At 51.5% G+C, this 14,057-nt stretch carries 9 protein-coding genes; 4 read left to right on the top strand and 5 right to left on the bottom strand.

All coding sequences use genetic code 11. The features are described 5' to 3' along the window. Window positions 1-26: 26 nt before the first annotated feature. Window positions 27-1,400: a tRNA (N6-isopentenyl adenosine(37)-C2)-methylthiotransferase MiaB gene (miaB, locus tag HUX74_RS09355; RefSeq protein WP_174646561.1), complete on the bottom strand. Its 1,374-nt coding sequence runs from the start codon at window positions 1,398-1,400 to the stop codon at window positions 27-29. 393 nt (window positions 1,401-1,793) lie between these two features. Between miaB and HUX74_RS09350 the strand changes: the two genes are divergently transcribed. Continuing rightward, window positions 1,794-2,174, top strand: coding sequence for a hypothetical protein (locus tag HUX74_RS09350; RefSeq protein WP_174646560.1), 381 nt, complete (start codon window positions 1,794-1,796; stop codon window positions 2,172-2,174). An 85-nt stretch (window positions 2,175-2,259) separates the two neighbouring features. Beyond that, window positions 2,260-3,756: an acetyl-CoA hydrolase/transferase family protein gene (locus HUX74_RS09345; protein ID WP_117599946.1), complete on the top strand. Its 1,497-nt coding sequence runs from the start codon at window positions 2,260-2,262 to the stop codon at window positions 3,754-3,756. Between the two features lie 430 nt (window positions 3,757-4,186). Here HUX74_RS09345 and HUX74_RS09340 read toward each other — a convergent pair whose 3' ends face one another. Genes HUX74_RS09340 through HUX74_RS09330 form a run of 3 tightly spaced genes read right to left on the bottom strand, consistent with a single transcriptional unit; the run spans window position 4,187 to window position 9,946 of the window. Next, entirely contained in the window at window positions 4,187-5,593 is a 1,407-nt protein-coding gene (locus HUX74_RS09340) for a TolC family protein (protein ID WP_117599945.1), read from the bottom strand. A gap of 29 nt (window positions 5,594-5,622) precedes the next feature. Then, window positions 5,623-8,802, bottom strand: a complete 3,180-nt coding sequence (locus HUX74_RS09335) for an efflux RND transporter permease subunit (protein ID WP_117599944.1) — start codon at window positions 8,800-8,802, stop codon at window positions 5,623-5,625. A gap of 37 nt (window positions 8,803-8,839) precedes the next feature. Next, a complete protein-coding gene (locus HUX74_RS09330; protein ID WP_117599972.1) occupies window positions 8,840-9,946 on the bottom strand; it encodes an efflux RND transporter periplasmic adaptor subunit in 1,107 nt (368 codons plus the stop codon). A 222-nt stretch (window positions 9,947-10,168) separates the two neighbouring features. On the opposite strand from HUX74_RS09330, the gene HUX74_RS09325 reads away from it, so the two are divergent. Continuing rightward, complete coding sequence (locus HUX74_RS09325; RefSeq protein ID WP_174646559.1) at window positions 10,169-11,080, top strand: AraC family transcriptional regulator; 912 nt, start codon at window positions 10,169-10,171, stop codon at window positions 11,078-11,080. Window positions 11,081-11,177: 97 nt separating this feature from the next. Here HUX74_RS09325 and dacB read toward each other — a convergent pair whose 3' ends face one another. Further along, complete coding sequence (gene dacB / locus HUX74_RS09320) at window positions 11,178-12,617, bottom strand: D-alanyl-D-alanine carboxypeptidase/D-alanyl-D-alanine-endopeptidase (protein ID WP_174646558.1); 1,440 nt, start codon at window positions 12,615-12,617, stop codon at window positions 11,178-11,180. A gap of 167 nt (window positions 12,618-12,784) precedes the next feature. Here dacB and HUX74_RS09315 point away from each other — a divergent pair, with 167 nt between their 5' ends. Then, a complete protein-coding gene (locus HUX74_RS09315; protein ID WP_174646557.1) occupies window positions 12,785-14,056 on the top strand; it encodes a M1 family aminopeptidase in 1,272 nt (423 codons plus the stop codon). Window position 14,057 lies beyond the last annotated feature (1 nt).

Raw genomic sequence — 14,057 nt, 5'->3', positions numbered from 1 at the left:
GATGTCATCGAGACTTTTCTATCCCGTCAGCCGGCTACCTCTTCTCCTTTCAGCGTAGCCGAACTGGATTCGGTAACCTTCACCATCACAAAATCGCCCACACGGTGCGTGCCACGGTCAAACACCACCACACGGTTCTGCTCCGTACGGCCGAACAACTGGTCGCGGCTGCGTTTGGAAACACCTTCCACCAGCACCTCGTACGTCTTGCCCACGCAACGGGCATTCGCCTCGGCAGAGAGACGGTTTTGCAAGGCGATGATTTCATTCAGACGGCGAATCTTCACCTCCTCGGGCACATCGTCCGGCAGATGCTTGGAAGCATGCGTACCGGGGCGTTCGCTGTACTTGAACATGAAGGCGGAATCGTATCCGCACTCCTCCATCAGCGAGAGGGAAAGCTGGTGGTCCTCCTCCGTCTCACTATGGAAACCGGAGAATATATCCGTAGATAAGCCACAATCGGGGATGATGCGGCGGATGGCTGCCACGCGGTCCATATACCACTCGCGGTCGTACTTGCGGTTCATCAGCTTCAGGATGCGGCTGCTCCCACTCTGCACCGGCAGGTGGATGTGCTTGCATACGTTGGGCATGTCGGCGATGACCTGGAGAGTTTCGTCGCTCATGTCTTTAGGGTGCGAGGTGGTGAAACGGATACGTACGCCCGGCGCTGCCTCTGCCACGGTGCGCAGCAGCATTGGGAAGGTAACCGTCTCTCCGTCCGGCTTCTCGAAGCGGTAGGAATTGACGTTCTGTCCCAGCAGGGTAACTTCCTTGTAACCCTTTGCCACGAGGTCGGCCACTTCATTGAGGATGCTTTCCACATCACGGCTGCGCTCGCGGCCACGGGTGTAGGGAACGATGCAGTAGGTACAGAAATTGTTGCAACCACGCATAATGGACACGAAGCCGGAGATGTGGTTTCCGCAGATGCGCGAGGGAATGACATCCCGATAGGTCTCTGTAGTGGAAAGCTCCACGTTGATGGCTTTCTCACCGGCCTCTACCGAGGCCATCAGTTCGGGCAGAGTAAGATAGGCATCCGGTCCCACCACCAAGTCCACATGATGGTTGGTGATTAAGTCGTCCTTCACACGCTCTGCCATACAGCCCAGCACACCCACTATCAAGCCGCGTTTCTTCTTCTTAAGCGAATGGAAGAATTCCAGACGGTTCAGAATCTTCTGCTCCGCATTGTCGCGGATAGAGCAGGTATTCATAAACACCGCATCGGCTTCCTCCAGGGTGTCGGCCACCGAATATCCCGCCATCTGCATGACGGATGCAATCACTTCACTGTCGGCCACATTCATCTGGCAGCCGTAAGTCTCGATAAACAACTTCTTGTTGTCATCAGCAGTTGCAGATTTAAAGTCTGCTCCCGTTACTTTTTCCATAATCAATTCGTTTAAAATCAGTTTATATCATAAGTTGGTATCTGTCATTCGGAGCGCAAAGATACTTCTTCCCTCCCAATAAACGGATGAAATGAAAGAAAAATGCCATTACAAGTTGTCAATCTGCGCCTTATCAGCTAATTAATGTTAAGAGAATAAACATTTTCCGAGTGTTAATTTGGCATAGAGCAAATTAATTCACAAATTTGTGGAATGAAAGAAACATTAGATTTTTTCATAGTTAAGGTTTAGGTTAAAAAAATTAAGGGGAGCTGTGAAGCTGCCCTTTTTTATTACCAATTCCTTGGCTGTAATCAGATTAAATAATAACTTTGCCCAAAAGCAAAGATAAGAGATAATTGCACTATCTTTGGGTGGAAAATCAAAAAGAATATGGAAGATGTCTTCAAGTTTCTGTTAGTTGCGGCTGTCATAGTAATCGGACTCGTCAAGCAGTTTAAGAAAGAAGCAGATAAAAACGCTGACAAGAGTCCCGACATACCTATGCCCGACGTCGACAACCCACTGCCCGAATACTGGGGCGGAGACACTTACGGAGGCTTTATTCCCGAAGGCCCCAAACCGACAGAAAAGCCCAAGCCGGTATCCAAACCGTCTGCCAAATCCAAGCACACTTCCATAAAGGCTTCCCCTCCCTCCCCGGCATCCCGTCCGCAGGAATCTGATGAAGCAATGTCCGAATACGGCATCCACTCGGCAGAAGAAGCGAGGAAAGCCATTATCTGGTCAGAAATACTTCAACGAAAATATTAAAGAACGGATAGTTTACAGTCGATAATTGCAGAACCAATTACGAGCCCCTTCAGAATCTTTACACGAAAAAATAACTATTTATATTATGGCACTCAATTACATTTCGGCAGCAGAAGCTGCGAGCCTCATCAAACATGGCTACAACATCGGCTTGAGCGGATTTACCCCCGCAGGAACAGCCAAAGCCGTTACGGCTGAATTAGCAAAAATCGCGGAAGCAGAACATGCAAAAGGAAACCCGTTCCAGATAGGTATCTTCACCGGTGCTTCTACCGGAGATTCCTGCGACGGTATCCTTTCACGCGCTAAAGCTATCCGCTACCGTGCTCCTTACACCACCAACGCCGATTTCCGCAAAGCCGTGAACAACGGTGAAATAGCCTACAACGACATCCACCTTTCACAGATGGCTCAGGAAGTCCGTTACGGTTTCATGGGAAAAGTGAATGTTGCCATCATCGAGGCATGCGAGGTTACTCCCGACGGTAAAATCTACCTGACGGCAGCCGGCGGTATCGCTCCGACTGTCTGCCGCCTAGCCGACCAGATTATCGTGGAACTGAATGCCGCCCACAGCAAGAGTGCCATGGGTCTGCACGACGTCTACGAACCCCTAGACCCTCCTTACCGCCGCGAAATCCCCATTTACAAGCCGAGCGACCGTATCGGCCTGCCCTACATCCAGGTAGACCCGAAAAAGATTGTCGGCGTAGTGGAGACCAACTGGCCGGACGAGGCACGTTCGTTTGCCGCCGCCGACCCGCTGACCGACAAAATCGGGCAGAACGTGGCCGACTTCCTTGCCGCCGACATGAAACGCGGAATCATTCCGCCTACCTTCCTGCCGTTGCAATCCGGTGTGGGCAACATTGCCAATGCCGTACTGGGCGCTTTGGGACGTGACAAGACCATCCCTGCTTTTGAAATGTACACAGAAGTTATCCAGAACTCCGTTATCGGACTTATCCGCGAAGGCCGCGTGAAATTCGGCAGCGCCTGCTCACTGACCGTAACGAACGACTGTCTGGAAGGTATCTACCAGGATATGGACTTCTTCCGCGACAAACTGGTGCTCCGTCCGTCGGAAATCTCTAACAGCCCGGAAGTGGTGCGCCGACTCGGTATCATCTCCATCAACACTGCCATCGAAGCCGACATCTACGGCAACGTGAACTCCACGCACATCGGCGGAACCAAGATGATGAACGGCATCGGCGGAAGCGGTGACTTCACCCGCAATGCCTATATCTCCATCTTCACTTGTCCGTCCGTTGCCAAGGAAGGTAAAATCTCGGCTATCGTGCCGATGGTTTCGCACATAGACCACACGGAACACGATGTCAATATCATCATCACCGAACAAGGTGTGGCCGACCTCCGCGGCAAGAGTCCGAAAGAGCGTGCACAAGCCATCATCGAAAACTGTGTCCATCCGGACTACAAGAACATACTGTGGGATTACCTGAAGCTGACCGACGGCAAATCACAAACTCCCCACGCTCTGCGCGCCGCACTGGCTATGCACGCTGAGCTGGCCAAAAGTGGAGACATGAAGAATGTAGACTGGGCACAGTATAAATAAACCGCTCCCTCAAAGGCGGAGAGAAACCGCCCGAAAGATATGCCGCGTTGCATGTATATTTCCGGTTTGCTGGATCTATATATGCAACGCGTTGCATATATAGATGGAACACGCTGCATCTATAGTTCCAACAACAAGCTATTTCAGTACCTACTACATCCCTGTATCAATTCCTGGCAAAACCTCCTTCTTACCGGTAAACTCACTATCTTTTGCTTCAGTTTCCTTTTCAGTTTCTTCAATCGATCTCTCACCGAGCCAACGCTTATCGTTCGCATTGAGTGAAAAACTGCAATAATTTGTCCAGAGAAATACTTGCCTCCATTTGATCCCTCCTATTCATTGAAAACGGGCTGCCTGGAATCACTTCCCGGACAGCCCTTCCTTCACATTTAAAGTGAAGATGCAGAGAGAGTAGTATGATGACACTCTATTCCTGACCTCCCCCTAACGCCTTGTAGAGGTTAATCAGGCTTTGTATTTCAGAAAATCGATTTGCCGTCTGTGCCAGTTGTGCGTTGAGCAATGTCTGCCGGGCGGTAAGCACCTCCAGATAGGTGGTGTTGCCATGCTCCATCAGCAGGGAAGTGCTGCGGGCAGCTGTCTGCAAGGAAGCTACCTGCTTGTCCAGCAGTTCGCTTTTGGATAGGCTTGTCTGCCAAGCAGTCAAGGCATCGTTCACCTCGCTGCCTGCATTCAGCAATGTCTGCTGGAAGGCAAGGGAAGCCTCCTCCTGCTGGGCACGGGCTATGCGGTACTGTGCAATGACCTGCCCGCGGGCAAAGAGCGGCTGCGTCAGCGAACCCACTGCCGAAGCCAGGAACTTGCCGGGATTCACAATCATTGAACCGGCGGAATTGGTCCAGCCCGCACTCCCACCCAGCGTAATGGAGGGATAGAAGGCGGAACGCGCCGCATTGGTACCGTAGAACGCCGCTTCCAGTGTCCGCTCGGCTGAGCGGACATCAGGACGGCAGGAAAGCAGCCGGACAGGAATCCCTATGGAAAAGTCCGCGGGGAACTGCTGCTCTGCCAGCACACCGCGCTCGTAATGACGGGGCGTCTCTGCCAGCAACAGCGCAAGGCTGTTCTCCACCTGGTTTATCTGTTCTTCCAAATCAAGCACGGAAGTCTGCACCTGATAGTATGTGGCCTCCATCTGCGACACGGCAGACTCATTAGCCATGCCCGCATTCATCAGGGCACGGGTGGAAGCAACGGTTTCCCGCCACGTCTCTTCGGTCTGCCTGGAGATGGCAAGCTGCTCGTCCAACATCAGTAAGGTATAGTAAGTATTGGCTATCCCGGCAATGAGTTGGGTGCGCACGGCCTGACGGTAGTCCCGGCTCTGCGCATAGAGTGCCTTCGACTGTTTCTTGGCATTACGCATACGACCGAAAATATCCAGTTCCCAACTGGCAGTGACGGGCAACGAATAGGTCTGCGTAGCCTTGTGAGTGTCAAAGCTGCTCACCGTGCCCTGCGGTGCAAGGGCAAAGGAGGGCAGAAAAGCAAGCTTTGCGGACAGCAAGGTGGCTTCGGCTTCCTCCACACGGAGTTGTGCCAACTGGTAGTCGGTATTGTTCTGTAGCCCTTGCCCGATGAGTGCCTGCAGATGCGGGTCGGTGAAAAGCTCGTGCCAGTCCATGCCGCCCAGGCCAAGGTCCAGGCTGTCTTCGGGAGCCACCGGAGAACCGTCGGTGCTCTCCGTAAAAGTGGCTATTTCTTCCCCGTAGAGGCCGTCGGGGACCTCGGTAGCGGGTTTGTATTTGGTGTACACGCCGCAACTGCTGAACAGCAAACCGGCGGCGGACAATAGGATGATATGTTTCTTCATTGTTCCAATCTGTTTTTATTTTATTTTCCTCAATCTTTCGCCCGTTCTGCCTCACTCTTCTGCTTTTCAAGCAATACCTGCATATCGGCTTCTTCCTCCATTGGCGGACGAACCTTCTCCTGCAAGTACTCAAAGATGATATAGAATACGGGAACCACAAATAGCAATGCCAATGTTCCTACAAGCATACCGCCTACTACACCCGTACCCAGCGAAGAGTTGCCGTTGGCACCCGCACCTCTCGAGAACATCAACGGAAGCATACCGAATATCATCGTCAGCACCGTCATCAGGATAGGACGCAGGCGGACCTGGGCGGCCGAGTAGGCCGATTCCACAATGCCCATTCCCTTGCGGCGCCGCTCGATGGCATACTCCGTAATCAGAATAGCTGTCTTGGCAAGCAGACCAATCAACATAATTACACCCGTCTGCAAATAGATGTTGTTCTCCAAGCCAAGGACTTTGGCAAAGAGGAACGAACCCATCAGCCCGAACGGTACGGAGAAGATGACCGCAAACGGCACCAGGAAGCTCTCGTAGAGACATGCCAGAATGAGATAGATAAGGAAGATACAGATGGCATAAATAAAGACAGTCTGCGCACCACCGGTATTGGCTTCCTCACGTGCCATACCTCCGTACTCGTAACCGTAGCCCAGCGGCAATGTCTGTTCCGCCACTTCCGCAATCACTTTCTGCACTTCACCGGACGAATATCCTTCTGCCGGATTCACGTTGGCAGAGATGGCGCTATACAGATTGAAGCGGTTGGCCGTCTCCGGACCAAGCACCCGATTCAATGTCACAAACTGGCTGACCGGAGCCATCTCCGTACCGTTGCGCACAAACATATTACCCAGTGCCTGTTCGTCCAGACGATATTCGGGCGATGCCTGCATCATGACGCGGTATACCTTACCGAACTGGTTGTAATTGGAGATATAAGCTCCACCGCAATAACTGCCCAACGCGTCGAGCACCACACTCGGCGAAATGCCCGCACGCTTACACTTGGCCGCATCTACATCTACCGATACCTGCGGGAAGTTCATAGCATAAGAGGTATACGCCATAGCCACCTCAGGACGCTGGTTCAGCGCACCCAGGAACTGTATCACTGCCTCGTAGAACGTTGCCATGTCACCGCCCGTTCTGTCCTGGAGGTTCAGCTCTAAGGAGTTACCCATACCGTAGCCCGGAATCATACCCGGCTGGAAGCTGAATATCTGCGCCTCCTTCACACCGTAGAACTGGGCATTGAGGCGTGCCACCACAGCATCGGACGTGTGTTCGCTCCCCTTTCGCTCACCCCAGTCCTTCAGACGGATGATGATGGTGCCGTAGGAAGTTCCCTGACCGGACATCAGCCCGTAGCCTGCCACCTTGGCATAGTGCTCTATCTCTGGTGTGCTCTTCAGAATATCCTCCAACTTGTTCATCACCTTCGTAGTTTCTTCCAGCGTGCTTCCCGGTGAGGTGCTGACGTTCACCATGATGACACCCTGGTCCTCCTGCGGCACAAGCCCTGTCTTGGTGGTGCTCATCAAGTAAACCAGCAATACGACGGTAGCCGCCAATGAAGTCCACACCATCCAGCGGCGGTGGATAAAGAACATCACACCTTTCTTATATTTTCCCAGCACGGCGTTGAACGAAGCATTGTATGCCGCACGCACCCGTCCGTTGATGCTCTTCGCACTCTTCGTACCGTCCGACGGACGCATCATGATGGCGCACAAGGCGGGGCAAAGCGTCAATGCCGAAATCATGGAGATGCCCACTGCCGTTGCCATCGTAATGCCGAACTGCGTATAAAACACACCCGAAGTACCACCCATAAACGTCACGGGGATAAACACCGCCATGAACACGCAGGTACAAGAGATGATAGCCATCGTCACATCGCCCATCGCATCCTTCGTGGCAAGGTAGGGAGACTTATATCCGGCGTCGAACTTGGACTGCACAGCCTCCACCACCACTATGGCATCGTCCACCACCGTACCGATGGCAAGCACCAACGCAAACAGCGTCAGGATATTGAGACTGAACCCCGCAGCCACCAGGCAGGCAAACGTGCCGACCAGCGACACGATAATGGAAATGGAGGGTATAAGCGTACTCTTGAAGTCCTGCAGGAAGAAATACACCACCAGAATTACCAGTATAATGGCAATGACCAGTGTCTCCACCACATTGTGTATGGAAGCGAAGAGGAAGTCGTTGGAACTCATCATCGTCACAAATTCCGTCCCTTCGGGCAGGCTCTTCCTCATCTCGTCTATCTGTGCGGTAATCTGCTTGTTGACAGCGGTTGCGTTGGAGCCTGCCGTCTGGAACATCATGAAAAGTACCGCCGGCTTGCTGTCCATCTCACTGCGGAAACTATAGGTCAGCGTACCCAGCTCCACATCCGCCACGTCCTTCAGACGGAGCACGGAACCGTCACTCTGCGAGCGTACCACCGTGTTCTGGAATTCCTCCACACTCTTCAGGCGTCCGCGATACTTCATCGTAAACTGGAACACGTTCTTTGAATTCTCGCCCAGCGAACCGGTAGGCGCTTCGATGTTCTGCTCGCCCAATACGGCGGTCACATCCGAAGGAACCAGTCCATACTGCGCCATCCGTTCCGGTTTCAGCCAGATACGCATGCTGTATGTATCGCCCAGCTCCATTACATCACCCACACCTTCGATACGCTTAATCTGCGGAATCACGTTGATATCGAGGTAATTGGCTAGGAAAGTCTGGTCGTAGCGTCCGTCGGTGCTTACCAAAGCACCGATTTGCAGGAAGCTGGTCTGGCGCTTCTGGGTAGTCACACCGATTTTCGTCACTTCGGCAGGCAGCAGTCCCTGCGCCTTGGATACGCGGTTCTGTACGTTCACCGCAGCCATGTCGGGGTCCGTGCCCTGCTTGAAGTAGACCTGTATGGTGGCAGAACCGGCATTGGTGGCGGTAGAGCTGATGTACATCATGTTCTCCACACCGTTGATACTCTCTTCCAACGGCATGATGACACTGTTCAATACGGCTTCGGCGTCGGCACCGGTGTAGTTGGCACTGACGTACACCGTGGGAGGTGCAATATCAGGATACTGTTCCACCGGCAGCGTAAAGAGCGAGATAAGCCCTATCACCAGAATCAGTACGGAGATGGAGATAGCCATCACCGGCCGCTTTATAAATATATTTCCTTTCATCTTAATGGGTCATTGATAGTTGATAAATAGCAGTTCATTATTTCACCTGTGTCCCTTCGCGCAGCAGTCCGGCACCGGTGGAAACAATCTCGTCGCCGACTTCCAGTCCGTCCAGCACTACGTATTCGCGTCCGTCATTTATTCCGGCCACGGTAATCAAGGCAGAAACGGCCTTGCCATCCACTACCTTATATACCACTGTCTTGTCCTGCAACTGCACGGTGGCCTCTTGCGGAATCACAATACAGTTCTTATAAGTGGTAGGCACCACCACCGTGCCCGACGCCCCACTGTGGAGCAGGCGCGATTCATTGGGAAATACCACACGTGCCACTACCGTACCCGTCTGACGGTCAATGACGCCACTGATGGACTCGATGGTTCCTTTCTTGTCATAGACGGAATTGTCGTTCAGTCTCAGTTCCGCTTGAGGCATGTTCTTCAACGCCTCGTCCATGCTTCCGTATTGGCGGGTCAGGGCAAGCAACTGGTTTTCGGTCATGGAAAAGTAAACGTACATGTCGCTGTTGTCACTGACCGTTGTCAACGGCTGCGGCAGGCTGGGGCTGACCAATGCTCCTGCACGGTAGGGCAATGCCCCCACCACCCCGTCGCTGGGACTCTTCACTTCCGTATAGGAGAGGTTGTTGCGCGCACTTATCTCCTGGGCTTCGGCCTGCGAGAGCTGTGCCTTGGCGGTAAGATAGGCGTTCTCGGCAGTCTTCAGACTAAATTCCGAAACCACTTTCTGCGCATACAGTTCCTTGTTGCTATTGTAAGTCAGTGCAGCAGTAGCCAGTGCAGCGCGTGCAGCCTCCACATTGGCCACGGCCGTTTTGAGGGCAGCCTTGTAGGGCACTTGGTCGATAATGAAAAGCGACTGTCCGCGGCGCACCTTCTGCCCCTCAGTCACACAAAGCTTCTCAATGGTACCCGACACTTGCGGATAGATATCTATGTCCTGCCGTCCGCGTATCGTTGCCGAATACGAAGTGGAAAGCTCTTTGTCTGTCGCCTCCACTTTCATGGTAGCGTAAGAAGGTTTCATTCCGGAAGCATCCGTTGCCTGCTTGCAAGATGCCAAACACATTGTACAACCGACAATCCCTATCAGCCGTATCCATTTCCTGTTTAATGTAATCATACTCTTTCTCATTGTATTTTTGTTAAAACTGGTGGCAAAAGTAGGAGAAAGGAACAACGCCATAATGACCAATTACACTCCAAGGATGTCCCTTTTTCGACATTCATCTTTTTTAAGGCTAATGAATTGTCTATAAATGACATATAGAACAAGAAAGCCGCATAATGGAACATTCCATATTTCCCATTATTCACCAACTTTGCAAAACGAAAAAGGAAGAATATGGAGAAAGGGAACATAAAAATCGTAGAAATCGCGGACTTTAAGAACAGCGAACATGTCCTTGACTATGTAGACAATGACTTTGTCATAATCAACAGTCTGGAGGGAAGCCCCTACAATGAAGATACAATAAGATTAGGATGCTTCCTTATCGCTATCTGTCTAGAAGGCTGTATCCAGTTGGACGTCAACTACAAAACCTACCAACTGGAAGCAGGCGACTTACTGCTCGGCCTTCCCAATACCATTATCAGCCACGCGATGGTAAGCCCAAAGCACAAGATAAGGCTTGCCGCATTCTCCACACAGTTCCTACAACGCGTGGTCAAGATGGAGAAGGATACATGGAATACCGTTATGCATATCCACAACAATCCCATAAAATCTGTCGGGGAGGAAGGAGACAAGGAAATCTTCAAATTCTACCGGGAACTGCTTATGGCAAAGATAAACGACGAGCCTCATCCCTATCATAGGGAAGTGATGCAACACTTGTTTTCTGCCATTTTCTGTGAAATGTTGGGACACCTCAACAAAGAAGTGAACCCTTCAGCAATGACAGCCGATACAAAAGAAAGCATCAAACAGTCCGACTATATCCTGTGTAAATTTATAGAGATGTTGTCCAAAGACAACGGCATACACCGTTCTGTAGGATATTACGCCGATGCACTCTGCTACAGCCCCAAACACTTTTCGAAGGTTATCAAGCAGGCGTGCGGACGTACACCGCTGGACTTGATAAACGAGAATGCCATTGAACACATCAGGTACCGGCTGAAGCACTCGGACAAGTCCATCAAAGAGATTGCAGAGGAGTTCGATTTCCCCAACCAGTCTTTCTTCGGGAAGTATGTGAAGTCTTATCTGGGTATGTCTCCGGCACGCTACCGCAATACGAAAGAGGAATGATTTCCCCTACTCTTGGGGCTCACTCCGTAAAGGTCTGCATTAGGAAGCTAAACCTTAACTTTACGACGCTAAAGGTCAACTTTACGATGGCTAAACCTCAACGTATCACTTCATCACACACTGCATCCTGGAAAGCGCGTGCTTCTCTGCCCGACAGTGCATTCTGGTTCATGATGGCAAAGGCTATCTCGTGTCCGTTGCGGGCTTTAAGGTAGCCGGCCAGGCAGTTGATGGCGGTAAAGGAACCCGTCTTGGCATGTACATTTCTGTGGGAAAGGGTGCCTTTCTTCATGCGGAACTCCAGTGTACCGTCCACGCCGCCAATGGGCAAAGCCTTATAAAGTTTCTGGAAAACATCCGTACGCGAGTAGGCATATCGCAGGAAAGAAACCAAGAGTTCCGGTGAAATGTAGTTGTAATTGGAAAGGCCGCAACCATCTGCCAGATTATACCTATCGGGGTTATATCCCATCTCTTTTATCAGCATGCGGATAGCGGAAAGCCCGTCCTCGGCAGAGACACGCTTCTTTCCGCTGCTCTGCACACCCAACCGGCAGAGCATGGCTTCGGCATTGAGATTATCGCTCTCCTTCATTATCTGTTTCACCACATCCTGCACGGAAGTTTCATAAGAAGCCATCCGCACGGAAAGGCTGTCTTGCCGGAACTCACCGAAGAGGTAAGAGACTTCCGCTTCTGCCGCCGGAATGCACCGGATGCCTCGTGCCTGCAACCGTTCCATAAAGGTATGCATGAAGAAGTCCTGCGAAGAAAAGATATTGACCGTACCTGCACGGCGGGCATCGACGTTGCCCGTCACGGTGATGTTGTTCCCGTTCACCAGCCAGTCGCGCGACACACGGAAACGTCCGGCAGAAGGGGTACGGCTTCGGGTCTTGTTCGTCAGTGTATAATAGGAAGAGGCGGGAGTGCATTCAAGGCGTGCGCTGTCGCCCCGTTCGCCGGGTGTAGCGGTAACCTTTACCACTCCTTTATTCAGCATCAGCGGTGAGAGGTAGGGCTGGAAAGAATAAGGGGTGTCATCCCACAACCAACCGCTGCCCCAGTACAAGGAGTCTTTCATGGAGACATCTCCATACACCTTGCCTTTGATGACGGAGAAGGGGAAACGGGCCACGGCAGCCACCAGGGAATCCAACGCCTCTTCATCAAACTCCGGGTCGTAACCGCCTATCACGTACATATCTCCCTGCAAGGTATCGCGCTCAATGGTTCCCTGATACCACACTTCCGTACGGAACGGCTCGTCGGCTTCGGGACGGGAAAGGGCGGTAATGGTAGTCAGCAGCTTCATGGTGGAAGCGGGACGGGAAAGCTTGTCCGCCTGATAGCCGTACAAGGGTTTGCCGACAGTCAGGTCATAGACCGAAATGGCCACATTAGAGCCTGCGGGAAGTTTGTGTTCTATCAACGCATCAATCCGCGCAGAGAGCGGCTTCACCGGAGTTACCGTCTCTTGGGGCCATAATGGGAGCAGGCAGACGGATAAAATTAACAGCAACAATATCCTTTTCATAAATATATTTATCTTTAAAGGCAAAAGTACGACAATCTTACAAATGAACAACAACGAGGTAGTCTTTTCATAAATTATATCCAGCCATCCATCTTATATTCCTTTAAAAATACTACTTTTACATAGGCAAAATCTCCCAGTTACTATCACTCTAAAATTGATATATCATGAAACTACAACTTACAATTGCCAGCTTTACAATATGCCTCCTTTTCTTCCCCATGCTTCGGGCACAAGAATCTCCGCGCATTGTCAGTTATGACTTAACCGTACAGATTGATGTACCGAACCGACAGGTCGAAGTAGGCGGTTCGTTTGAAGTTGATTTCCAGGACAGTGACTCAATCTCGTTGGTACTATGGCGCCATGCCCGTATCGACACACTACGCCACAGCAGCCGGGAGATAACCTACCGTTTCGATACGCTTGCCCCGGCACCTGCCCAATTCATTCCCGACGGACGGACCTTGACCCTCTACCGGCCGGCAGGAGCCGATGACCGCTGCCGCATAAATACCCGTTACACACTCTACATGCAGGAAGTGCAGGGCCCTGCAAAATCATTCAATGACCATTGGATTGAACTTGGTTACTATACGGGATGGTATCCTGTCTGCAACGGTAACCGGGCAGATTATTCGCACTTACGAATCGGCATCACTGACGGTTATACGGTGAGCGGCTCAGGTATTATTTCCCATACAGAAGAAGGGATGTGGGAAATGAAGCAACCTTGGGAGAATTTCGACAATGTTATCCTGGCTTCACCCATGCTGAAAAGCCGCCGCATCAATGATAACGGAACTACCATTGAACTTATCTATACAGACTTCCCGGATGCCGGTGCAGACTCGGCACTTCAATGTTGCCACAATGCCTTGAAATTCTTCCGACGCCTTTATAAAATTGCGGGAGATGAGGATATTTACATGAAATTCCTGCTTTCAGCTTCCGGCACCTCAGGAGGGTACAGCCGTAAAAATTTCATTATGCTCAGTTCCCGAACATTCAATGAATATGTACTCAAGAACACCGCCCACGAAATCGGCCACTTCTGGTGGAACAAGGCTCCAGTGGAATCTTGGCACGACTGGCTGAACGAATCTTTTGCCGAATTCAGTGCTTTGCAATACATACGCCACGCCCGCGGCGAAAAAGCCTATGCCGCTTACATCGACGCCTACCGTAAGGAAACACGCCATATCCGTCCTATCTGGGGTATTGACCGCAACGACCGCGAAGCGCATCTTGCCCTCTATAGGAAAGGGTCAGTACTACTCGCCGACCTGCTTGTCCGAGTGGGTGAAGAACCTTTCTTCAACTTTCTGGCAGGTGTCATCCAAGCCCATATAACAGACACATCGGCTTTCCTGGATTTTGCGGAAAGCCGATTGGGACGTAAAAACCGGGACTGGATTGAAAAGCGGTTAAAAGAATAAA

The sequence above is a fragment of the Bacteroides sp. Marseille-P8574 genome (assembly GCF_902825465.1).
Taxonomy (GTDB): domain Bacteria; phylum Bacteroidota; class Bacteroidia; order Bacteroidales; family Bacteroidaceae; genus Bacteroides; species Bacteroides uniformis.
This window is presented reverse-complemented; position numbering and strand designations above follow the sequence as displayed.

Coding starts and splice junctions, on each gene's coding strand:
- HUX74_RS09315 (WP_174646557.1), top strand. CDS start 12,785: ATGAAACTACAACTTACAATTGCCAGCTTTACAATATGCCTCCTTTTC.
- miaB (WP_174646561.1), bottom strand. CDS start 1,400: ATGGAAAAAGTAACGGGAGCAGACTTTAAATCTGCAACTGCTGATGAC.
- HUX74_RS09340 (WP_117599945.1), bottom strand. CDS start 5,593: ATGAAGAAACATATCATCCTATTGTCCGCCGCCGGTTTGCTGTTCAGC.
- HUX74_RS09345 (WP_117599946.1), top strand. CDS start 2,260: ATGGCACTCAATTACATTTCGGCAGCAGAAGCTGCGAGCCTCATCAAA.
- HUX74_RS09350 (WP_174646560.1), top strand. CDS start 1,794: ATGGAAGATGTCTTCAAGTTTCTGTTAGTTGCGGCTGTCATAGTAATC.
- HUX74_RS09335 (WP_117599944.1), bottom strand. CDS start 8,802: ATGAAAGGAAATATATTTATAAAGCGGCCGGTGATGGCTATCTCCATC.
- HUX74_RS09330 (WP_117599972.1), bottom strand. CDS start 9,946: ATGATTACATTAAACAGGAAATGGATACGGCTGATAGGGATTGTCGGT.
- HUX74_RS09325 (WP_174646559.1), top strand. CDS start 10,169: ATGGAGAAAGGGAACATAAAAATCGTAGAAATCGCGGACTTTAAGAAC.
- dacB (WP_174646558.1), bottom strand. CDS start 12,617: ATGAAAAGGATATTGTTGCTGTTAATTTTATCCGTCTGCCTGCTCCCA.